Annotated in this window: 20 protein-coding genes and 2 pseudogenes; 11 read left to right on the top strand and 11 right to left on the bottom strand. The window is 64.4% G+C overall.

The window, feature by feature from the left end; genetic code table 11:
- Positions 1 to 363: 363 nt before the first annotated feature.
- Both ACCQ00_RS01730 and ACCQ00_RS01725 read right to left on the bottom strand, forming a co-directional pair.
- Positions 364 to 1,623, bottom strand: coding sequence for an HD-GYP domain-containing protein (locus tag ACCQ00_RS01730; RefSeq protein WP_039567691.1), 1,260 nt, complete (start codon positions 1,621 to 1,623; stop codon positions 364 to 366).
- A gap of 148 nt (positions 1,624 to 1,771) precedes the next feature.
- The gene (locus ACCQ00_RS01725; RefSeq protein WP_039567623.1) at positions 1,772 to 3,082 is read right to left on the bottom strand and encodes an MFS transporter; all 1,311 of its coding nucleotides are present in this window, start codon (positions 3,080 to 3,082) and stop codon (positions 1,772 to 1,774) included.
- A 240-nt stretch (positions 3,083 to 3,322) separates the two neighbouring features.
- On the opposite strand from ACCQ00_RS01725, the gene ACCQ00_RS01720 reads away from it, so the two are divergent.
- The gene (locus tag ACCQ00_RS01720; RefSeq protein ID WP_039583930.1) at positions 3,323 to 3,547 is read left to right on the top strand and encodes a hypothetical protein; all 225 of its coding nucleotides are present in this window, start codon (positions 3,323 to 3,325) and stop codon (positions 3,545 to 3,547) included.
- On the top strand, positions 3,544 to 4,089 hold the full coding sequence (locus tag ACCQ00_RS01715) for a gamma carbonic anhydrase family protein (RefSeq protein WP_017156452.1): 546 nt from the start codon (positions 3,544 to 3,546) through the stop codon (positions 4,087 to 4,089). Before ACCQ00_RS01720 ends, ACCQ00_RS01715 begins: the two co-directional genes overlap by 4 nt.
- Before the next feature lie 57 nt (positions 4,090 to 4,146).
- Here ACCQ00_RS01715 and ACCQ00_RS01710 read toward each other — a convergent pair whose 3' ends face one another.
- Together ACCQ00_RS01710 and ACCQ00_RS01705 are read right to left on the bottom strand one after the other, a co-directional pair.
- Positions 4,147 to 4,335, bottom strand: a complete 189-nt coding sequence (locus ACCQ00_RS01710) for a hypothetical protein (protein WP_017156451.1) — start codon at positions 4,333 to 4,335, stop codon at positions 4,147 to 4,149.
- 126 nt (positions 4,336 to 4,461) lie between these two features.
- A complete protein-coding gene (locus ACCQ00_RS01705; RefSeq protein WP_039567618.1) occupies positions 4,462 to 5,823 on the bottom strand; it encodes a glycoside hydrolase family 5 protein in 1,362 nt (453 codons plus the stop codon).
- A gap of 383 nt (positions 5,824 to 6,206) precedes the next feature.
- Between ACCQ00_RS01705 and ilvD the strand changes: the two genes are divergently transcribed.
- A complete protein-coding gene (gene ilvD / locus ACCQ00_RS01700; protein WP_017156448.1) occupies positions 6,207 to 8,045 on the top strand; it encodes a dihydroxy-acid dehydratase in 1,839 nt (612 codons plus the stop codon).
- Positions 8,046 to 8,160: 115 nt separating this feature from the next.
- On the opposite strand, the pseudogene ACCQ00_RS01695 reads toward ilvD, so the two are convergent.
- A pseudogene (locus ACCQ00_RS01695) lies at positions 8,161 to 9,084 on the bottom strand (integron integrase); the annotation flags it as partial.
- 33 nt (positions 9,085 to 9,117) lie between these two features.
- Positions 9,118 to 10,220 (bottom strand): IS3 family transposase gene (locus ACCQ00_RS01690; protein WP_099770619.1). Its coding sequence is split into 2 segments (ribosomal slippage): positions 9,118 to 9,962 and positions 9,962 to 10,220, totalling 1,104 coding nucleotides; the frame shifts between segments, so codons are not numbered across the junction.
- A gap of 327 nt (positions 10,221 to 10,547) precedes the next feature.
- Here ACCQ00_RS01690 and ACCQ00_RS01685 point away from each other — a divergent pair.
- The 4 genes from ACCQ00_RS01685 (at position 10,548) to ACCQ00_RS01670 (ending at position 12,440) form a co-directional block, all read left to right on the top strand.
- Entirely contained in the window at positions 10,548 to 10,964 is a 417-nt protein-coding gene (locus ACCQ00_RS01685; RefSeq protein ID WP_039574308.1) for a hypothetical protein, read from the top strand.
- Between the two features lie 31 nt (positions 10,965 to 10,995).
- Positions 10,996 to 11,340: a hypothetical protein gene (locus ACCQ00_RS01680; protein ID WP_039574306.1), complete on the top strand. Its 345-nt coding sequence runs from the start codon at positions 10,996 to 10,998 to the stop codon at positions 11,338 to 11,340.
- A 101-nt stretch (positions 11,341 to 11,441) separates the two neighbouring features.
- Positions 11,442 to 11,876 (top strand): hypothetical protein, encoded by a 435-nt coding sequence (locus ACCQ00_RS01675; RefSeq protein ID WP_039574302.1) that lies wholly within the window; start codon positions 11,442 to 11,444, stop codon positions 11,874 to 11,876.
- A gap of 201 nt (positions 11,877 to 12,077) precedes the next feature.
- Complete coding sequence (locus ACCQ00_RS01670) at positions 12,078 to 12,440, top strand: MAPEG family protein (protein ID WP_039574296.1); 363 nt, start codon at positions 12,078 to 12,080, stop codon at positions 12,438 to 12,440.
- Between the two features lie 107 nt (positions 12,441 to 12,547).
- Here the strand turns inward: ACCQ00_RS01670 and ACCQ00_RS01665 are convergent.
- A protein-coding gene (locus tag ACCQ00_RS01665; RefSeq protein WP_099800123.1) for an IS3 family transposase occupies positions 12,548 to 13,635 on the bottom strand; the annotation gives its coding sequence in 2 pieces (ribosomal slippage) (positions 12,548 to 13,383 and positions 13,383 to 13,635; 1,089 coding nt in all).
- Positions 13,636 to 13,723: 88 nt separating this feature from the next.
- On the opposite strand from ACCQ00_RS01665, the gene ACCQ00_RS01660 reads away from it, so the two are divergent.
- The gene (locus ACCQ00_RS01660; protein ID WP_046735934.1) at positions 13,724 to 14,059 is read left to right on the top strand and encodes a hypothetical protein; all 336 of its coding nucleotides are present in this window, start codon (positions 13,724 to 13,726) and stop codon (positions 14,057 to 14,059) included.
- A 183-nt stretch (positions 14,060 to 14,242) separates the two neighbouring features.
- Here the strand turns inward: ACCQ00_RS01660 and ACCQ00_RS01655 are convergent, their stop codons facing one another.
- Entirely contained in the window at positions 14,243 to 14,674 is a 432-nt protein-coding gene (locus ACCQ00_RS01655; RefSeq protein WP_005920016.1) for a winged helix-turn-helix transcriptional regulator, read from the bottom strand.
- A 136-nt stretch (positions 14,675 to 14,810) separates the two neighbouring features.
- On the opposite strand from ACCQ00_RS01655, the gene ACCQ00_RS01650 reads away from it, so the two are divergent.
- Entirely contained in the window at positions 14,811 to 15,689 is an 879-nt protein-coding gene (locus ACCQ00_RS01650; RefSeq protein ID WP_039575146.1) for an SDR family oxidoreductase, read from the top strand.
- 391 nt (positions 15,690 to 16,080) lie between these two features.
- On the opposite strand, the pseudogene ACCQ00_RS01645 reads toward ACCQ00_RS01650, so the two are convergent.
- Positions 16,081 to 16,278 (bottom strand): annotated as a pseudogene (locus tag ACCQ00_RS01645) (hypothetical protein).
- A gap of 252 nt (positions 16,279 to 16,530) precedes the next feature.
- Here ACCQ00_RS01645 and ACCQ00_RS01640 point away from each other — a divergent pair.
- Both ACCQ00_RS01640 and kdgT read left to right on the top strand, forming a co-directional pair.
- Positions 16,531 to 17,988 (top strand): OprO/OprP family phosphate-selective porin, encoded by a 1,458-nt coding sequence (locus ACCQ00_RS01640; RefSeq protein ID WP_039575149.1) that lies wholly within the window; start codon positions 16,531 to 16,533, stop codon positions 17,986 to 17,988.
- 153 nt (positions 17,989 to 18,141) lie between these two features.
- Positions 18,142 to 19,098: a 2-keto-3-deoxygluconate transporter gene (kdgT, locus tag ACCQ00_RS01635; protein WP_039575175.1), complete on the top strand. Its 957-nt coding sequence runs from the start codon at positions 18,142 to 18,144 to the stop codon at positions 19,096 to 19,098.
- A 207-nt stretch (positions 19,099 to 19,305) separates the two neighbouring features.
- Here the strand turns inward: kdgT and ACCQ00_RS01630 are convergent, their stop codons facing one another.
- Both ACCQ00_RS01630 and ACCQ00_RS01625 read right to left on the bottom strand, forming a co-directional pair.
- The gene (locus ACCQ00_RS01630; RefSeq protein WP_017157612.1) at positions 19,306 to 20,334 is read right to left on the bottom strand and encodes a methionine synthase; all 1,029 of its coding nucleotides are present in this window, start codon (positions 20,332 to 20,334) and stop codon (positions 19,306 to 19,308) included.
- A 28-nt stretch (positions 20,335 to 20,362) separates the two neighbouring features.
- Entirely contained in the window at positions 20,363 to 21,346 is a 984-nt protein-coding gene (locus tag ACCQ00_RS01625) for a DUF1852 domain-containing protein (RefSeq protein WP_039575152.1), read from the bottom strand.
- Between the last annotated feature and the right edge of the window lie 38 nt (positions 21,347 to 21,384).

Genomic DNA, 21,384 nt, shown 5'->3' with positions numbered 1-21,384 from the left:
CACGCGCCGCCGGCGTGTCAGCCAGGCCACCCTGCCACGCACGCAGCGTGCAACGGCGGACCAGCGCTGCGGCGGATGGGGGGCGGCGATGATCCGGGCAAGGCTGAGACATGGTTCCAGTCGGCAAGTGATTGCGTTCCTGAACAGTTATTGATCATAACTACATTGCCAAGCTGCAGCGCAGCATGGTCGCGCTCGCTAGCAGCCAGCGCTCGCGGGCATGGCGGCCACGGGCGCAGCCAGGACGCAGGCGCATCGCATGGACGCGTGGCGCCTCTGTCCAGGGGGGCACGATGATCGGCACACACGATGCACCGTGCGCATGATCGCGACGGCTATCGGCTCACTGCCTGTGCAGCCCGCTCAGGGCAGCCAGAGCTTTTCCAGATCGCGGAAGCCCCAGTCGGCAGGACTTTCCATCTGCGCGATGCGGTCATGGCAGTCCGGACGCGACAGGTCGATGTCCTGCACCAACACGTGGCTGCGCAGCTTGGCCGAATAGAACACGCGCACCTTGGGCTTGAGCAGCGCATCGGGCGTCTGTTCGATCACCACCGCAAGTTTTTGCGACTCCAGCCGCACCAGCGAGCCGACCGGATAAATGCCCAGCCGGCGCACGAAGGCCTGGAACACCACCGGGTCGAAATGGCCTTTCCAGGAGGCCATTTGCTTGAGCGATTCGGCCGGATCCCAACCGCGTTTGTAGGGGCGGTCCGAGCTGATGGCGTCGTAGACATCGCAGACCGCCCCCATCCGCGACATCAACGAAATCTTCTCGCCCACCAATTGATTCGGGTAGCCGCTGCCGTCCATCTTTTCGTGGTGATGCAGCGCGATTTCCAGCACCACCGCGTTCTGCACGCCGCCGGCCACCAGCAGCCGATGGCCGTCCAGCGGATGCTGGCGCATGATCTCCATCTCTTCGTTGGTGAGCCGGCCAGGCTTGTTGAGAATTTCCAACGGTGTCACCGCCTTGCCCATGTCGTGCAGCAGGCCGCCCATCGCCGCTTCCACCACCTGCGATTCGGGCAGGCCGAGCTGGCGCGCTAAACCGCTCATCAGCCCCGCCACGGCCATCGAATGCAGATAGGTGTAATCGTCGGCAGTCTTGAGCCGCGCCACGCTGATCAGGGCTTGCGGATGCCGCAGCACCGAGTCGTTGATGGCTTCCACCAGCGGCATGGCCGCTTCCGTGTCGACGGTGCGCCCCAGCCGCACATCGCGGAACATCGCCTCGACCATGTCGCGGCCGTCTTCGAAGATGCGGCGTGCGCGTACCACCTCCGCTTCGATGCCGACCTGTGCGGTCACGCTGTTGGTGCGCACGCCACGCGGCGCGGCGGCAGGCTCCGGCGGTTCGGGCGCCGCAGGTGCCGGGGCAGGCGCCGGGCTCGGCGGCACGGCCGGTGCGGCGGACGCGCCGGAGCTCGTGGGCGCCTCCACATCCAGCCCGCGCTCGGTGTCGATCACCAGCTGCTCGATGCGGCTGTCGTGGATCTTCTCCACATCGTCGGAATCGACCAGAAACGATGTCTTCCAGAACGGATGGTGCACCCACGCACCCAGCAGCTTGCACACGTACATGCCGGGACGGAGTTGATCTGAGTCGATGGTTCTGAGCATGCCGGCGCTGGTTTGCACAATGTCCAGGGAAGCCCGCCACGACTTGGCGGTCTGCGGTGTTATCGGCACCTGGCCCAATTTCTTTGGCCCGCGGCCGGGTCTACGCAGGGCCAGGATGTGATGCCGGACACGGCTGTTCCGGGGTTGCTCAGCGGTTCGGCAACCGCATCGCCAGCACGGCAACGACGGCGAACAGCAACGGCAGGCTGCAGGCCAGATACAACATGGCCGGCGACCATCCGGCGTCCAGCAGCACCCCGGCGCAGAACGGCGACAGGATCGCCCCGAAGCGCCCCACCCCGATCGCCCAGCCCAGCGCAGTCGAGCGCACCGCAGCGTCGAAGACGATCGGCACGATGGCGTACATGCCGCCCACCGCCGCGAACATCGCGGCCCCGGTAAGCAAGGCGAAGGCGAGCGCCCAGCTCAACTGCGTACTGCACAGGCCGGAGGCCAGCATCGCCAGGCCCATCAGCAACAGGGACCCGATGGTCAGGCGCGACAGCCGCACGCACGATGCCAAGCCACTGAACAGCAAGCCGCCGCCGATGCCACCAAGATTCAACAGCACCCCGCCCGTGACGCCCTGCGTGGCCGACGCGCCAGCGGTCACCAGCAGTTTCGGCGTCCAGCTGATCACGAAGTAAAACGCGAACATCAGCGAGAAAAAACCAAGCGCGATCAGCAGCGTGTGCCGCCGCATGGCAGCATCAAACAGGGCCCGATACCCTTGTGCCTGCGTGGCTGACTGCGGCGGTAGCGGCGGCAATGCGTCGTGCGGCGGCATTCCCATCCGCGCCAGCACGGCGTTGAAGCGCACGACGGCATCGGGTGGCCGGCGCATGATCAGAAACTCCAGCGACTCGGGCAGGAATGCAAGCACCAACGGCACACACAGCAACGATGCCACCGCCCCGAGCACGAACACCGCCGGCCACGACCACTGCTGCATCAACAGTTCGGCAATCGTGCCCCCCAGCGTGGCACCGACCGGGTAGCCGGTCACCTGCAGCACGATGGCGGTGTTGCGCCAACGGGGGCTGGAAAACTCCCCTGCCGTGACCGCAACGCAGGCCAACATGCCGCCGATGCCCAGACCGGTCAGAAGCCGCAACGCTCCGAGCTGCCATGCAGTGCTGGCCAGTGCGGACAAGCCCATGCCGACGGTCAGGATGGCCAGACACGCCAGCGTCAGCGCGCGACGGCCGATGCGGTCGGCCAGCGGCGCCAACCCAAGCGCACCAAGCGCCATGCCGATCAGGCCCGCGCTGAACAGCATGCCCAACTGCTTGCCCGACAGCTGCCAGTCCGCCGACACATGCGGTGCGGTGAACGCCATCGCCATCACGTCGAAGCCGTCGAGCATCGTCAGCAACACGCATACCGCGACGGCCCTCCACTGAAACGGCGTCATGCGCTCCAGCACGAAATGCCCGAACGATGCAGTGTGCTGAGGCATTGGCATGTCCTGTGATGAGAGAGGGTTGGTTCGAAGGCGCTGCGGGCGCCGTTGAACGACGCTGTGTGCAAGACCGACTGCGCGGCGGCGCCACGATGCATGCAATCACCGATGCGCGATGTGTTGCGACCGCCTGCGCACGCTAGCCGATTGCACAGCCGGCTCAAGACCGATGACCGCAGCGCTGTGCGCTTATCGGAAATGCGTAGATGCGCGTGGCCCGCGCTGCGATGTCGTCGCATGCAGCGCGTGGCTTGCCGTTCGCGACATTGGAATCTCTGGCGACGCGACACGATCCATTGCACGTCGACCCACCCGGCCACGTCTGCCAACGACCTTGCACGCAGTGCATTCGTGCGTTGGTTACTGCAGCGCGGCGCGCTGCCGCAGCAGCAACCGCAGCGCAGGTATCATCCGCGGCGTGTCCGCAGTGGGCGGCACGCTGACTTGACGGAGATGCCGTGACCCCGATTCGTTCCTTCCTGGACCACACCCCGCAGCTGGGGGCCCGCGTCTACGTCGATCCTGCCTGCACCATCATCGGCAAGGTGAGCCTGGGCGATGACGTCTCGGTCTGGCCGGGCACCGTGATTCGCGGCGACGTCAATCATGTGCAGATCGGCGCGCGCACCAACGTGCAGGACGGCACCATCATCCACGTCAGCCACCACAGCCCGTTCAACAAGGCCGGCTACCCCACCGTGATCGGCGAGGACGTCACCGTCGGCCACGGCACCATCCTGCATGCCTGCACCATCGAAGACCTGTGCCTGATCGGCATGGGCGCCTGCGTGCTCGATGGTGCAACGGTCAAACGTTATGGCTTTGTCGGGGCCGGTGCGGTGGTGGGCCCGGGCAAGGTGGTTGGAGAGGCCGAGCTGTGGCTGGGCAATCCTGCGCGCCTGGCGCGCACGCTCAGCGACAAGGAAATCGAAAGCCTGCATTACTCCGCGCAGCATTACGTGCGGCTCAAGGATCAATACCTGGGCGCCTCACCCGCCGGCTGAGCCGCAGCACAGGCAGTCCGCCTGGCGCGTGCGTGACGGTACCGGGCGTGTGCGCGGCTACGGCTGCGTGGCGTGCTCCAGTGCCCTCAGCATGGCCAGCGCCTGGGCGCGCGATGCACCGCACATGTCCTGGGACGGACGCAGGCTGGTGCAGACCGCTGGCCGCGTCGGCAGGCCGAACAGGCGGCAGCGCCCCTGCCCGTCTAGTTGCACGCACGGCACACCCGCCGGCTTGCCATGCGGCATGCCGGGAATGGCCGAACTGATGGAGGGGGCGATACAGCAGGCCGCGCAGCCGGCGCGGCAGGGAATGTCCATGTGCATGCCGCAGTGTAAACCGCCGCCACCTCCCGGCAGCGGCGGCGATACCGGCTAGCGGGGCGGAATGTAGCTGGACAGGCGCACGTCGAAGAACGCCTGCACGGCAGCCAGGTTGGACTTGGCCTGGATGTCCGCACCCACGTCGCGGCTCATGCCCAGCACGTCGTCGTCCGGCCACCCGGGGCCGAAGCACCATTGCGTGCTGGGAATGTTGAAGGCCTGCAGATGCGCCAGCATGCGCGTGGTGGCGATTTCCGCGCTGCGGTTGCCGGCCGGATAGCCGTGCTCGCCCAGGTAACCGCGCTTGCCTGCCTGCTGCAGCGCTTGGATAAACGGGTTGACCATGTCGATGCCGGTATCCGGCTGGATCACCTCGTTGCGTCCACCGGGCCCGATCCAGTTGCCGCCCCCGCTGCCGTTGCTGTCGAGATAGTTGTGCGCCTCGTACACGATGCGATCGTACGGGTCCGGAATGTCGAACAGGTCCATCGAATCGTCCTGCCAGCGCCGGGCGCTGGCATAGCCGTTGCCGCACACGAACACGAAATGGTTTCGATCGCGGTCGATGATGGCCTTGGAGCAGGCGGTGGCGGTCTTCTGCCAATGTGCGGCCATCGACAGCACGCTGCCATCGGCATTGCGCTCGGCGCCCTGGTACGGCTCGTTCATGACGCCCCAGCCGAACATCGCCGGGTGCTGCTTGAACCGGTTGACGATGCGCGCCCACAGATCCGGCAAGCCGGCGTCGTTGTAGAGCGTGCACCCCGGCGTGCCGATCACCCGGTATTCGTAGAGCTTGAGCAGCTGATCGCGACTGTCCAGATAGCCCACGTAATTGAAGTTGCGCAGCGGGTAGGTGTCGGCCCACAGCCCGGCCGCCGCCAGATCGCCGACGCGGTTGCCGCGCGCGTCGACCACTGCACCGCTGGCATCGCGTCGATACCCGCTCTTGGCCGCCACCCGCTGCGGCAGCCGCATGTAATCGTGCAACTCCACGATGGCGCGCTTGCCGCGCGCAGCGATGTTGTCCAGCGCGTCCTGCACCTGCGTGCAGTAGCTCTCGTTCAACGGCGCGCCCTGCCCACGCGTGAAGCGCGCGGCGGTGGTCGGCAGGCGGAAGAGCGGGCAGCGCCCTGCCGCAGCCACATGCTGGGCAGTGATGGCGCGGTAATGCGTGCCGATCTCGGCGTTCTCCACATAGCTATTGGAGGCCAAGCCGGACAGGTTCAGGCCAGCGAACGGCAGGCTGGCGCTTTGCGCGGCTGCACGGCCTGCCCAGCCGGTGGTGGCCACGACGGCGGCGCCGGCCGCGCCTTGCAGCACACGCCGGCGGCTGATGCCGCCAGCGACCGGTGGCGCAGTGGAGTGGGATGATGCCGTGAGTGCGCGGCGTGGAGATGGATGGTCGGACATCGGGGCGCCTCCTGCGGTGCCGTTGGAAAGATCCTCGCCGGCACAGCTCCCCTCGGCCGCAGCGGTCCCTGTCGATGGTGGCTGCGCCCCGGCGCCCGGATCTGCGCGCCGGTTCGCACTCCCGCCACTGCATGCCCGAACGCATACGTTTACATCGCATTACATGACAGGCCAACGACGCCGCGCATGTGCAGGCCCGCAACGCGATGACCGATGAGCGGCAACTGCACGGCATGCCGGCAGCGCCCGACGCTGCACCTCAGGTGCACGCCGGCGTGCGTGCTACCGTGCGGACCTGCGCGTGCGGTGACGGTTGCAGCAGCAACAGTCACGACGCGCTCTAATTACCAGCCACCGCTCGCCAATCAGCCGTCGAATTCGCCATGCCCGAGTACCGCTCCAAAACCTCTACCCACGGCCGCAACATGGCCGGCGCCCGCGCCCTGTGGCGTGCCACCGGCATGAAGGATGGCGACTTCCACAAGCCCATCATCGCCATCGCCAACTCGTTCACGCAGTTCGTGCCCGGGCATGTGCACCTGAAGGATCTTGGTCAGCTGGTCGCGCGCGAGATCGAACGCGTCGGCGGCGTGGCCAAGGAGTTCGACACCATCGCCGTGGACGATGGCATCGCGATGGGCCATGACGGCATGCTGTATTCGTTGCCCAGCCGCGAGATCATTGCCGACTCGGTCGAATACATGGTCAATGCGCATTGCGCCGACGCGCTGGTGTGCATTTCCAATTGCGACAAGATTACCCCCGGTATGTTGATGGCCGCGCTGCGGCTCAATATCCCCACCGTGTTCGTCTCCGGCGGCCCGATGGAAGCCGGCAAGACCAAGCTGGCCGAGCACAAGCTCGACTTGATCGATGCGATGGTGATCGCCGCCGACGACAGCGCCTCCGACGAAAAGGTGGCCGAATTCGAGCGCAGCGCCTGCCCCACCTGCGGCTCGTGCTCGGGCATGTTCACCGCCAACTCGATGAACTGCCTGACCGAAGCGCTGGGCCTGTCGCTGCCCGGCAATGGCACGGTTGTCGCCACGCACGCCGACCGCGAGCAGCTGTTCCTGCGTGCCGGACGCGTGGCGGTGGAACTGTGTCACCGTTGGTACGGCGGCGAAGACCCCACCGCCCTGCCACGCGGCATCGCCACCTTCGAAGCATTCGAAAATGCGATGACGCTGGACATCGCCATGGGTGGCTCGACCAATACCATTCTGCACCTGCTCGCCGCCGCGCAGGAAGCCGAGGTTGCCTTCGGCATGCAGGATATCGACCGCCTGTCCAAGCGCGTGCCGCAGCTGTGCAAGGTCGCGCCGAACACGCCCAAGTACCACATCGAAGACGTGCATCGTGCCGGCGGCATCATGGCTATTCTCGGCGAGCTCGCGCGCGGCGGCCTGCTGCATACACATGCGGCCACCGTGCACGCACGCACGCTGGCCGAAGCCATCGCGCAATGGGATGTCACCCAGACCGACGATGAAGCAGTACACACGTTCTACAAGGCTGGCCCGGCCGGCATTCCCACCCAGATCGCCTTCAGCCAGGCCACGCGCTGGGACAGCCTGGATACCGACCGTAGCGACGGCTGCATCCGCGATGTCGCGCACGCGTTCTCGCAGGAAGGCGGCCTGGCCGTGCTGTACGGCAATATCGCGCGCGACGGCTGCGTGGTGAAAACTGCCGGCGTGGACGAATCCATCCACGTCTTCGAAGGCAATGCCCGCGTGTACGAGAGCCAGGACGCAGCAGTCAAGGGCATTCTTGCCGACGAGGTGGTTGCCGGGGATGTGGTGGTGATCCGCTACGAGGGCCCCAAAGGCGGCCCCGGTATGCAGGAAATGCTCTACCCCACCAGCTATCTCAAATCCAAGGGCCTGGGCAAGCAATGCGCCCTGCTCACCGACGGCCGCTTCTCCGGCGGCACCTCGGGCCTGTCGATCGGCCACGCCTCACCGGAAGCTGCCGCAGGCGGCGCGATTGGCTTGGTGCGCGACGGCGACAGGATCCTGATCGACATTCCCCAGCGTTCGATCAACCTCATGATCTCCGACGAGGAACTTGCGCTGCGGCGCGCAGCGCAAGATGCCAAAGGCTGGAAGCCGGTGGAAGTGCGTCCACGCAAGGTCACTACTGCACTAAAGGCGTATGCGTTGCTGGCCACCAGTGCGGATAAGGGTGCGGTGCGAGATAAGGCGTTGCTGGATGGTTGAGACATTCGGCCGACTGCACTAGCGTCGGCTGATAGTTCCGTCTGCATGCAGCACATCGGCAGCGGAGCAGCACCTGCGACCCAAGAGCGGACGCACCACCGCCGGCAAGGTCGCCTCACCCATCGGCGCCCATGAGGCCGAGCCCATCCAAGGGACTGCGAACCGCGACGCACCGCGTCCCAGCACATGTATGTAGATCTGCGTGGTGCTCACGTCCATGTGCCCCAGCAGTTCCTGTACGGTGCGGATATCGTGGCCGGCCTCCAGCAGATGGATGGCGAACGAATGCCGCAAGGTGTGGCAGGTCGCCGGCTTGACGATGCAGCCTGCTGCCGTGCCGACTGTACCGCACGCTGCAGAATTTCTTCAGAGACATGGTGCCGGCCAGGCCGGCCGCTGCGCGGATCCTGCAACCGGCGCACAGACGGGAACAGATATTGCCACCCCGGCTCAATGTCGGCATTGGGATACTTGCGTGCCAACGCGTGCGGCAAGAAGACCCGACCAGCACCGGCCGCCAGATCCGCCGCATGCACCAACAGTGCGCGTTCGCGTTGCCGCGGTAGCGCCTCTCGCAGGCTGTGCGGCAACGGCACCCGGCGGTCCTTGCCGCCCTTGCCATCGCGCACCACGATCTCGCCACGCGCGGCATCCACGTCCTTGATGCGCAGGCGCAGGCATTCCATCAACCGCATCCCGCTACCGTACAGCAGGCTGGCCATCAGCCAGCACGGCCCCTCCAGCACCGCCAGCAAACGTGCAACCTCCTCGCGCGAAAGCACTACCGGAATCCGCCTGGGCCGCTTGGCGCGTACCAGGTTTTCCATCCACGGCAACTCGATGCGCAGCACTTCGCGGTAAAGAAACAACAGCGCAGCCAACGCTGGTTCTGGGTGCCCGCAGACACCCGGCCATCAGTGGCCAGCCGCGTCAGGAACGCCTCGACTTCCGCCTGCCCCATCTGCGCCGGATGGCGCTTGCCGCCGGCCAGGATGAAGCGCCGTATCCAACTGACATACGCCTGCTCGGTGCGTAGGCTGCGACGTCCCCCCGCCCTGAGTAGCGGCCAGGTTTAGAGTCCGGGGTTGATGATAGCGGCGTTGGCCAACTGTTGGGCATACGCGGAGGGCGTCATGCCGCCAATTGCTTTCTTGGGTCGCTCCTCGTTGTATTCGCGGCGCCAGCGCTCGATCTCGGTGCGTGCATGCAGCAGTGTCGGGAACCAGTGTTCGTTGAGGCATTCGTCGCGCAGGCGGCCGTTAAACGATTCAACGTAGGCGTTCTGATTCGGCTTGCCGGGTTGGATGAGTCGCAACTGCACGCCACGCGCATGCGCCCAGGCCACCATCGCCTTGCCGCAAAACTCCTTGCCGTTGTCCGTGCGGATCACCTGCGGCAAGCCGCGGCGGATGGCGAGCCGATTCAGCACACGCGTCACGCCATGGCCCGCTATTGCGCGCTCCACCTCGATGGCGACCGCTTCGTGCGTGGCGTCGTCCACGATCACCAGACACTTGATCACCCGACCGTCGGCAGTGCGGTCGAACACGAAGTCCATCGACCATACCTGGTTGGCCTGCGATGGCCGCAGCAGCGGCTGACGCTCGCCTACCGGGACTTTCTTGCGCTTGCGGCGGCGGACTTGCAGCTGCTGCTCGCGGTACAACCGCTCCACACGCTTGTAGTTCACGATGCGGCCTTCCTGTCGCAGTTTGAGATAGATCATGCCCACGCCATAACGGCGATGGCGATGCGCCAACGCACCGATGCGCTCGCGCAGCTCAACGTTGCGATCTTCGCGTGGGCAGTAGCGCAGCGCGCTGGCGCTCATGCCGATCGCTGCCAAGGCGCGGCGCTCGCTGGCACCGCACCCCATCCACTCGCGCACCAGCGCACGACGCGCCGGCGCGCTCACCACTTTTTTCGCAGCGCATCCTTGATCAGATCGTTCTCAAACAGCTGCTCGGCCAGCAACTTCTTCAGCCGCGCGTTCTCCGTTTCAAGGTCTTTGAGCCGCTTGGCATCGGGCACGCTCATCCCGCCGAACTTGCTGCGCCACAGGTAGTAAGAGGCCTCGCTGAAGCCATGGCGCCGGCACAGGTCCTTGATCGCCACGCCCGCTTCGGCTTCGCGCAGGAAGCCAATGATCTGTTCTTCGGAAAAGCGCTTCTTCACGTCCAATCTCCTCGGGGTAGGGAATTGGACTCCAAACTGCGGTGCTACTCAAAATCGGGGGGACGTCGCCGGATAGAGGAAGACTTCAGCCAGCGGTCTTCCCCAGACCGGCGGACCTTGGAAGAGTCATCCTGGTGCGCGCGGTTCAGCCAGTCCGTGAGGCTGCTTTCGCCCTCGAGTGTGCCGGCTCGGGTGGGCACACCATCTGGCTAGCGGAGATAGTCGGGGCAGAGTCAGAGCGGGCTTCCACTCGTTCGGCCGGCGCCTAGCATTCACCAAGCCCGACCTGCCTGGCGGGTCGGCTTTAACTCAGGTATCAAGTGGCTCATGCGCAATACGGCGGCTTGGGGTTATCTCCACGACGGCTCCCTGGATCGGGCCGAGGGAATCGTGCCCGGTGATCTGATTCTCTCCGTCTCACTCCCTTACCTGCGCAGGTATTTCCAGCCAGAAGGTGAAGGGTTCGTGCTCATGCTAAGGGGCTGCACCCTTTTCAAGCTCAAAGATCATGATGGTGCCGTGCTGGAAGACCCACACCAAATCGCTGAGCGCTCACCCGAGCTGCTCTCGATTGTCAGTGAGGCACCGCTGGCCATCTACACCACCCTAGGTACACTCACGCTCGCCTATCGGTCACTGGAGCTCGCGCTCGATACCGGCCAGACACTACCTGCTGCGTCGCTTGCTCAGGCAAGCTCCAACTACTGGAAGGGGTGGTCCGAGCGGCACGGCGGAAGTGCCTAGCAATTCGTACAAGCCGACGTGGCTCCGCAATGTGGCTCAACTCAGGGTTAGTCTCATGCCAAAATTCTGCAGCGAATGTGGCTCGGAGCTCAGAGAGATTGGCGACTTTCGCCCTTGCTGGTTCAGCGTGTACGAATGCACCAGCGGTGCACCTCTTCACGACTTCATCGCGATCGGAGACCCGCAGCGGGTCTTCCCTCTACTTCCGCTCAGCCTCGGAGTCAAACAGCGGCTTGTCGGTGCAGAGCCATCACTGATAACGCTGGCCGCCTCACGCATCCAGACGATTGATTACAAGACAGTGTCCATTGTTCAGTTCGAGCACACGCTCTTGGGCTGCTACAAGGACACGGGCTCCATCGGTGCAGCCTCGTAGATCCTAACCATGCACGCATGCAAACCTGCGCGGGATAAGCTGCCCGCTCGGTCGACATCCAGGTCGCGCAGCTCGCTTAGCTTAGGCGCAGGTAATCCAACATGAGCCAACCTTCGGCCGCGATCAAAGAAGAAGTCCTGCGCGAGATGGCCACAGCCATCGCCAACAACGATTGGCAAGCCACCTACGATCTCTTTTCTCTCGCTCAAAGCATTCCGGATCTGGAGCAGAAGGTTGACGTGTTCAATCGCCTGCTCGTGATGCCTGGGCATGAACTCCATCAAGAGGTCACGCGAGAGATCCAGCTACTTCGTAGCCCATCCAGCGTTACGTACATTCGACAGGTGCTTGCCAATGGGTTTCAGACGTTTCAGTACACGTGTTCCGAGCCAGGCGTCATCGCGAAATGGTTTAGCCATGCGCTCGCTGATATCGATACACCCCAGTCGATTGCGGTCATTGAAGAGTTTGCGAAATGCAGTGACCCGGAAATCGCAGAAGAAATGACCTACCGTCTAAGGCGTATCAATGCATGAAGCCTGCGCCAAGGTGACCTCGAACATTCGCCGGCAGAGCGAGCCATGGTGCATCTAGACAGAAAGCAACGAGGAGTGGTCCTCGGCATGGCATCGGGACTTCTTGCTTCTCTATTCGTTGTGTTCCTGGCATCACGCGCGTTCTTGAGCTGGGACGCACCAGAGCGCGCAGGTACCGGCTTATTGTTGCCCGCTGCGGCAATGTTCCTCGCCATCGCGCGCATCGCCAAGCACCGCTTCGTTACGCCCGCAGACATCGACGGGAGCGCACTGAGTGTTGGCACTGCTCGTGCCAGGACATTGCAATCCTTACTTCAGAACACGACGGAGCAGCTAGCGTTTGCGCTCCCGGTCTACGTCGCCGCCCTGCTAAGCACGCGCCCCGCTATCCAAGCCGCAGTTCCAGCATGCGCTTGTGCCTTCTTGCTTGGGAGGCTGATCTTCTTCGCAACCTACAGTGGCGGTGCTGGCGCCAGGGCCCTGGGGTTCGCACTGACCTTCTATCCCACTGTGCTGCTGCTCAGCTGGCAACTCGTGCTGCTTGCAGTTAGTGTTGCCGGCTAGCAAGTCATTGAGGCATTGGGCCGCATGCAGACATCCCTAGAACCTGTCGGCTCCGAGATCCAGTGGCATGGTAATCCCCCCACTTTTAGCGGTCGCCAGAAGTGGAGCTAAGCGGCCATCGCCAACTTCATGGCAGGCGTGATGCCGCCGAGCGCCATATTCGGACGCTCGTGGTTGTACGTCCATAGCCAGCGGGTGGCTTTGTCCTGCACCTGGTCGATGGTGTCGAACAGGGTTTGGGCGAGCCAAGCGTAGCGGATGGTGCGGTTGTAGCGTTCAACGTAGGCGTTCTGCTGTGGCTTGCCCGGCTGGATGTGCTCGACCCGGATGCCATGCCGCTGCGCCCAGGACAGCAACGCGCCACTGATGTATTCAGGGCCGTTGTCGCAGCGGATCACGGCGGGCTTGCCGCGCCACTCGATGATCTGCTCCAGCGATCGGATCACCCGGGCTGACGGCAGCGACAGGTCGACCTCGATCCCCAGTCCCTCGCGATTGAAGTCGTCGAGCACGTTGAACAGCCTGAAGCTGCGGCCGTCGGCCAGCTGGTCGTGCATGAAGTCCATCGACCAGACTTGGTTGATCGTCTCCGGCACCGCCAGTGGCTGCGGCCGCTCACGCACCAGCCGCTTCTTCGGCTTGATCCGCAGGTTCAACTCCAACTCGCGGTAGATCCGGTAGATCCGCTTGTGGTTCCAACCAAAGCCCTTCACGTTGCGCAGGTACAGGTAGCACAGGCCAAAGCCCCAGTCGCGATGGGCGGTCGTCAACCGGATCAGCCAGTCGGCGATCCGGGCGTTCTCCTCGCTGGCCTTGGCCTGGTAGCGGAAGCAGGTCTGGCTCACCGCGAAGGTCTGGCAGGCGTGGCGGATGTTCGTGCGCCCGCTCGTGACCGCCGATTGGGCCATCTCGCGTCGCTGAGATGGCCTCACCATTTTTTTGCGAGCGCTTCCTTCAGCAGGTCGGTACTGAGCTGCGCCTCGGCGTACATCTTCTTGAGCCGGCGGTTCTCCTCCTCCAGCTCCTTCATGCGCGCGACCATGGACACGTCCATGCCGCCGAACTTGCTGCGCCACTTGTAGAACGTGGCCGAGCTGATGCCGTGCTCGCGGCACAGCTCCGGCACGGGCGCACCGGCCTGGGCCTGCTTGAGCACGGCGATGATCTGGCTGTCGGTAAAGCGGGACTTCTTCATGGAACCTCCTCGGGAAAGGGGACGAGAAAATTCCACTTCTGGCGTCTGCTAATGGGCGGGGGGATTACCGCATGAGGGCTCAGACGTCATCGAGATCACCAGCACTCGCTCTGGCCTGCGCATTGTTGTGGCGGCGCCGGAAGGGGTCGATCGCTACCTTGAGCTCCACTTTCCTTTCGTTCGGGCGTTCCAGGTGATGGACGAGGGGGACATGCTTGAGTACTGGGAAAGCCCACTCACTACAGGCCACGTCCTCTACAAAGTCGTTTCCGGAGGATGGCGGGATCGCACTGCAGGTCACTTCCTGCACGTCACCGCATCGTTAGGCGCGATGCACGAGTGGCTCATCGTCTCCGAGTGCCTCTGTGTGTCTGTCCTCTCAGCGTATGTGCCGCATCTTCGCGAATTCGGCGATGCGGCGTAACCATTCGCGCTGAAGCCACTTCACAACGCGGCTTTACTCAAGCGTCAAGCGCACATGAGAGAGAGGCAAGCACGGACGTTTGCGAGCGCACTTTGCAGTCAGGGCCGACAGTCGAAGCGCACGACTGGAGCGCTGCTGCACCACGTCACCGCATTCGCTTGAACGCGCTGACGCAGCGTGCACCTATGCCATCGCTTCGTCGGGATCCAACGCCACTGCTGCCTGCTGCGCGCGATCGAATCGCTCGCGGGCCGCGCGGATGCTGCCGTGGTTCTCGCCCGCCCAAGTGAGCAGTTGCGAGACTGGGCCGAGTAGCGCGATGCCCAGCTTTGAGAGCGCGTATTCCACGCTCGGCGGCTTGGTGGCGTAGACCTTGCGGGTGATCATGCCGTTGCGCTCGAGATTGCGCAGGGTCTGGGTCAACATGCGCTTGGAAATGTCCGGCACGGCGCGTTGGATGGCGCTGAAGCGGGATGGGCCGGGGATCAGCGTCAGCAGGATCAGCAGGGTCCACTTGTCGCCGATCTGGTCGAGCACATCGCGTACCGGGCACTTGGTAGCGTCGAAGGGTCCTTCCAGGGAAGGCGGCAGCGGGAACAGGGCAATCGCATTCACGTGGGGTATCTCACGGTAACCAGGGGGAGCAAAACTGCCTACTTGCGGGAGCCCGCGCGGGGCTGACACTATGCGGGCGACCAGTTAGGTCTAGATAGTAGACCAAATCTCTTATGCAAACCTACCGGAACCCGTCATGACATCTGCATCCCCCCTGATTCTTGTCACCGGCGCCAGCGGGCAGTTGGGTGCGCTGGTTGTCGAAGCGCTGCTTGGCCATCTGCCTGCCAACCGCATCGTAGCAACGGCCCGTGATACCGCGTCACTTGCCGAGTTCGCAAAACGCGACATCGCGGTACGTCAGGCCGACTATGCGAACCCGCACAGCCTGGACGCGGCCTTCGCCGGCGTAGGCCGCGTGTTGCTGGTCTCGTCCAATGCAGTGGGCCAGCGCGTGCCGCAACACCGCAACGTGATCGAGGCGGCCAAGCGCGCCGGGGTGGAATTGCTGGCGTATACAAGCATCCTGCATGCCGATACCAGCACGCTGTCGCTGGCCGCCGAGCATGTGGCCACCGAAGCGCTGCTGCGCGAGAGCGGCGTGCCGTACGCATTGCTGCGCAATGGCTGGTACACCCAGAACTACACCGGCTCGATCGCCGCGGAAGTCGCCCATGGCGCAGTGATCGGCAGTGCGGGCGACGGCAGGATCAGCGCCGCCACGCGCGCCGACTATGCTGCGGCCGCTGCAGCAGTGCTGGCTTCGGATGCCCAACAGGCCGGGCAGGTATACGAGTTGGCAGGCGATACCGCTTTCACGATGGCCGAGTACGCCGCCGAGGTGGCGCAACAGTCGGGCAAGCCGGTCGCCTATCACGACCTGCCGGAAGCCGATTACGCGGCAGCGCTGGTGCAGATCGGCCTGCCGGCCGGCTTTGCGCAGGTGCTGGCGCAGTGCTCGGCGGCCTCGCGTGGCGGTGACCTGTTCGACGATAGCCATACGCTGAGTCGGTTGATCGGCCGCCCCACCACGCCGTTGCGCGACGCGGTGGCGTCGGCACTCGCAGTGCGCTGAGCCACCGCTGGGACCACGGCGCTGGCGGGGCGTTCGGCACGTGATCGCTGGCGCAGGGTTGCGCAGGTGTGCCGTGACCGCCTGGGATCACGGCGACCTCCGTGCGGCTTCACCCCATGCGACCGTCGGCGATGGCCGGCTGATCGGCGTGGCCGGGTGTGTCGGGAAGTTCGCCAGTGCGTTGGACCAGCGGCATCGGTTGAGGCGATCGGCAGTGGCGCTGCGCCAACAGCCGCTCAGCAACCGCGCGCATCGCCGTTGGTCAATGCATGGTGCAGTGATCGAGCCGACGTGACCCTGGTAGCTGCTCACGCTGGAGACCTGCACAGCCTGGACACGGCGCGATGCACCGCCGCCGCAACACACGGCAACGTGACCGAGCCGCTGCCGCTCACATGCTTGTGCCACTCAGGTGCTTGCCCAGACGCAAGGGTGGCGCAGGCGCGCCCCACGCCGGCAAATCCAGCAGGTACTGCCGCGCAGCCATCGGCGATGCTCAACGTCGGAGCATGGATGGCGCGCGCGCAATCTCGTCGTGCTGCGGCCGCACGTTCCCGCAGGCAGTTTTGTACGAGCGCCTCCACCACATCGTGCGCAGCTGGGCTTGCCTCACAGTGGTCGCATAACTGCCATCGCCCCGACACGACCGTGACACAAGGCCCGCTGCAGCAAAGCCGGGCAGTGTCACCAAACTGACATCAAATCTAAATATAACTGCTGCCATTGCCGCTACGTCAGGACGACCGGCGCCTGGCAGGCGCTTCCACGCCGTGCAGCCGCCCTCTTGGCAGCACCGGATCGACGCAGCCGCCGACCCGTTTCCCTTGCACGAGCCGGACCAATGAAAAGACGCAATCTCGCCACTGTTCTGTGCGCCCTCAGCGCGACCGCCAGCGGCAGCACGCTGGCCGCCGAGCTGGAGCTGTACGTCGACCGCAAGACCAAGCAGATCTTCGCCGAGCCGGCGCCAGGTCGCGACAAGCTGGGCACCTTCGTGCAGGTGGACGAAAACGGCAAGCTGCCGGCGTCGGCGATGCCGGCAACGCCTGCGCAACCGCTCCCGCCCGCGCTGGGCGCCGCCACGCCCGCCGACACAGCCGTTGCGCAGGCCGCACCTGCGCCTGCGCCGGTTGCAACGCCAGCGCCGGCCAAGTCCGGCGACGCCGGCAAGAAGTGGTACGACAAACTCAGCCTGCGCGGCTACACCCAGATCCGCTACAACCAGGGCATCGGTGGCGATGCGCAGGACCTGCGCGCGCCGGGCGACCGCTTCATCGGCAACGACCAGAGCCTGGGCATCCGGCGTGCGCGCCTGGTGCTGAGCGGCGATCTCAACGAGCATGTGTCGCTGTATTTCCAGCCCGACTTCGCCAGCACGCCCACCGGCTCGACCACCTCCAACTTCGCGCAGCTGCGCGATGCCTACGCCGATATCTTCTTCGACAAGAAGCGCGAGTACCGCGTGCGCGTGGGCCAGTCGAAAATGCCGTACGGCTGGGAAAACCTGCAGTCCAGCCAGAACCGCCTCACGCTGGACCGTGCCGATGCACTCAACTCGGGCCTGCGCGACGAACGCGATATCGGTGCGGTGTTCTATTACAGCCCTACCGTGGCCAAGGGCCGCTTCCAAGACCTGGTCAAGTCGGGATTGAAAGGCTCGGGCGATTACGGCGTGATCGGTGCCGGTGTGTCCAACGGCCAGGGCGCCAACCGTGCCGAGCGTAACGACAGCATGCACGCGGTGGTGCACGCCACCTACCCGTTCAAGTTCGCCAACGGCCAGTACCTGGAAGTGGGCGCCGATGCGTACAGCGGGCGCTTCGTACCGACTGCGGCGGCAGTGAACATCGGTGGCCGCAGCTTTACCCCGGCGATTACCGAGCCCAGTGGCTATACCGACCAGCGCGTGGCTGCGCACATCATCTACTACCCGCAGCCGTTCGGCCTGCAGGCGGAGTGGACGGTGGGCCGTGGCCCGGAACTGGATGTGGCCCAGCGCCGCATCCGCACCCGCTCGTTGAGCGGTGGCTATGTGCAGGCCATGTTCAAGCACGATTTCAACTACGGCACGCTGCTGCCCTATCTGAAATGGCAGACCTACCGCGGCGGCTCCAAGTTCGACACCAATGCCCCGCGCATGCGCCTGGACGAAGTGGAAGCCGGTGTCGAATGGCAGCCGATGGATGCGCTGGAACTGGTGTTCGCCTATTCGAAGATGAAGCGCACCGACGTCAGCACCGCGCCGTATCCGGTCGTGGAAGGCGATTTGCTGCGTCTGCAGTTGCAGGTCAATTACTGAGCAAGGTGGGCAGCGCCGGTCATGGCTGCTGCGGCGGTCATGACCGGCGTATTCGTGTGCGGCTGCGTGCGTTCGCGCCGGGATCTGCATGCACGCAGGTGCCTGCGCGATGCTGCCAGCCTCGCGCGTGGTGACGCGCTCACTGGAACGCAGATGCGCATCAAGGCCACGGTGGAGCGGCTTCCTGGCGGGATGATGCTGGTCCCCTTGTTGCTCGGGGCGCTTTGCCACACGCTCTGGCCGCAGGCCGGCAGTACCTTGGGGTCTTTCAGCAACGGCCTGATCAGCGGCACCGTTCCGATCCTGGCGGTGTGGTTCTTCTGCATGGGAGCGAGCATCCAGCTGCGCGCCTCCGGACGGGTGCTGCGCCGTTCGGGCAGCCTGGTGCTGACCAAGATCGCGGTGGCCTGGCTCATCGCAATGCTGTGCGCCCCATTGCTTCCCATCGGCGGTGTGCCGAGCGGGCCGCTGGCCGGGCTGTCGGTCCTGGCGCTGGTAGCTGCGATGGACATGACCAACGGCGGGCTGTACGCCGCATTGATGCAGCAATACGGCAGCAGCGAAGACGCAGGTGCGGTGGTGCTGATGTCGCTGGAATCGGGCCCGCTGATCTCCATGCTGATCCTGGGTGCCAGCGGCCTGGCCAGCTTCGACCCACGGCTGTTCGTCGGTGCGGTGCTGCCGCTGTTGCTGGGCTTTGCGCTGGGCAATCTCGACGCGGAATTGCGGCAGTTCTTCGCACAGGCGACCAAGACGATGGTGCCCTTCTTCGGCTTCGCGCTCGGCAACACGCTGGATCTGTCGACAATCGCGCGTACCGGCGCAAGCGGGGTGCTGCTGGGCGTGGCAGTCATCGTGATCACCGGGCTGCCCTTGCTACTGGCCGACCGCTGGATCGGCGGCGGCAACGGCACGGCCGGGGTGGCCGCCTCCAGCACGGCGGGTGCCGCCGTGGCCACTCCGGCGCTGATCGCCGGCATGGCGCCGCAGTTCGCATCCGCGGCGCCGGCTGCGACAGCGCTGGTGGCCAGCGCGGTCATCGTCACCTCGTTGCTGGTGCCGCTACTGACGGCCTGGCATGCACTCCGTCGCGTTGCACGCAGCGGCTGAAGGCCGGAAGGGCATCCTGCGGCCTGCGATGAGATGCGTGGGCCATGCGCGTTGCGCCCCGCGTGGCGCCGGAGCGATCAGGCTCCGGCGACGCCCGTGCGCAACCGCTGGCGATGAAGTGGACGCCATACACGACCGCCATCTGCTGCGTTCGCGCGCATGCCAGGCCCGCCCGACGGCACGTGGCGCACTGCCGTGGCAGCGGGACTAAGCCGACAGCTCTCCACGCACGATCTGCGCGCCTGCACTGAGTGCACTGAGTTTGCCGCGCGCCACGTGCCGGGCGAGCGGTGCCATGCCGCAGTTGGTGGAGGGATAGAGCTTGTCGGCATCGACGAAGCGCAGCGCCTTGCGCAGCGTCTCGGCCACTTCCTGCGGTGTCTCGATCGTGCTGCTTGCCACGTCGATGGCACCGACCATCACCTTCTTGCCGCGGACGAGTTCGATCAGATCGATCGGCACGTGCGAGTTGTGGCATTCCAGCGAAATGATGTCGAGCGAGGATGTCTGCAGCTTGGGAAACGACTCTTCGTATTGGCGCCACTCCGAGCCCAGCGTCTGCTTCCAGTCAGTATTGGCCTTGATGCCGTAGCCATAGCAGATGTGGACGGCGGTCTCGCACTTCAGCCCTTCCACCGCGCGTTCCAGGGTGGCAACACCCCAGTCGTTGACCTCGTCGAAGAAGACATTGAAGGCCGGCTCGTCGAACTGGATGATGTCCACGCCGGCGGCTTCCAGTTCCCTGGCCTCCTGATTGAGGATCTTGGCAAACTCCCATGCCAGTTTTTCGCGGCTTTTGTAGTGCGCATCGAAGAGGGTGTCGATCATCGTCATCGGGCCCGGCAGCGCCCACTTGATCGGCTGGCGGGTCTGCTGACGCAGGAATTTGGCATCGTCCACGAACACCGACGTTGGGCGGCTGACCGCGCCGACCACGGTCGGCACGCTGGCGTCGTAGCGGTCGCGAATCCTCACCGTCTCGCGCTTTTCGAAATCGACACCGCTGAGATGTTCGATAAAGGTGGTGACGAAATGCTGACGGGTCTGTTCGCCGTCGCTGACGATATCGATGCCGGCATGCTGCTGTTCCTGCAGCGCCAACCGCAATGCATCCTGCTTGCCTTCGATCAGTTCGGCGTCCTGCAATTTCCAGGGCGACCACAGGGTCTCGGGCTGGGCAAGCCAGGACGGCTTGGGCAGGCTACCGGCGGTTGAGGTGGGGAGCAGCTTGGTCATGGTGAGGGATATCGTGGGTTCTGGTTGATTAGGAAGCGTGGCTGGACGCCCACTGCGCAAGAAGGCTGCCGTAGGGCCGGATGAAATGCTCTTCGGTGAATCTGCCCTGCGTCACGGCGAGCTGGCTGCGCTCTTGGCGGTCGTAGACGATCTGGGTGGACGAATAATCCTGATGCTTCAGGCTCGGCCGATAGGTCGGCCCCGCTGCAGCGTTGGCGTTGTAGATTTCTGGCCGGTAGATCTTCTGGAACGTTTCCATCGTGGCGATGGTGCCAATCAGCTCCAGGTTGGTGTAGTCGCCGAGCAGGTCGCCGAAAAAGTAGAACGCCAAGGGCGCAACGCTGTTGGGCGGCATGAAATAGCGCACCTTGAGGCCCATCTTTTCGAAATACTGATCGGTTAACGAAAACGCGTCCTGCCGGTATTCGATCCCCAGGATGGGATGCTGGTTGCCGGTGCGGTGATAGGTTCTGCTGGTGGAGACGCTGATGCAGATGACCGGCGACTTCCGGAAATGCGCGCAGTACGCGTGCGAGTGCACGAAGTGCTTGAATAGCTTGCCGTGCAGGTCGCCAAAATCGTCCGGAATGTTGAAGCCGGACGCGTCTTGGTTGTGCGCGGGCAGCAGCACGCTGAAATCGTAGTCGCGCACGTAGGAAGAGAAATTATTGCCTGCAATGCCGTCGATGCGCGCACCGGTGTGCCGATCGACGATGGTGGGCTTCAATATCTCGATCAACGGGAACGCATCGTCCAGCGCGCGTTCGCCGATCTGCATTTCGACCGAAATGATGTCCAGCTCCAGCGCATAGCGGTCGCGGTTGGGGTTATCCCAGTGCGCCAGGTCGTTGCAGCGGTTGTTGATCATCGCCAGCGTGTTACGCAAGTTTTCCTGGCGTCGCTGACCTCTGGCCAGGTTGGCGAAATTGGTGGTATTGCGCGTCGTGGCCGAGGGACGGTAGTCCTCATCGAAGCGCAGGCTCTTGATGGCGAAATTCAATGCGTGAGTCATTGCGAACTGCTGCCTTGTTTCTGAGATGGGAACGCGCA

This window comes from Xanthomonas sp. NCPPB 3761 (genome assembly GCF_041475705.2).
In the GTDB taxonomy this organism is placed as follows: Bacteria; Pseudomonadota; Gammaproteobacteria; order Xanthomonadales; family Xanthomonadaceae; genus Xanthomonas; species Xanthomonas phaseoli.
This window is presented reverse-complemented; position numbering and strand designations above follow the sequence as displayed.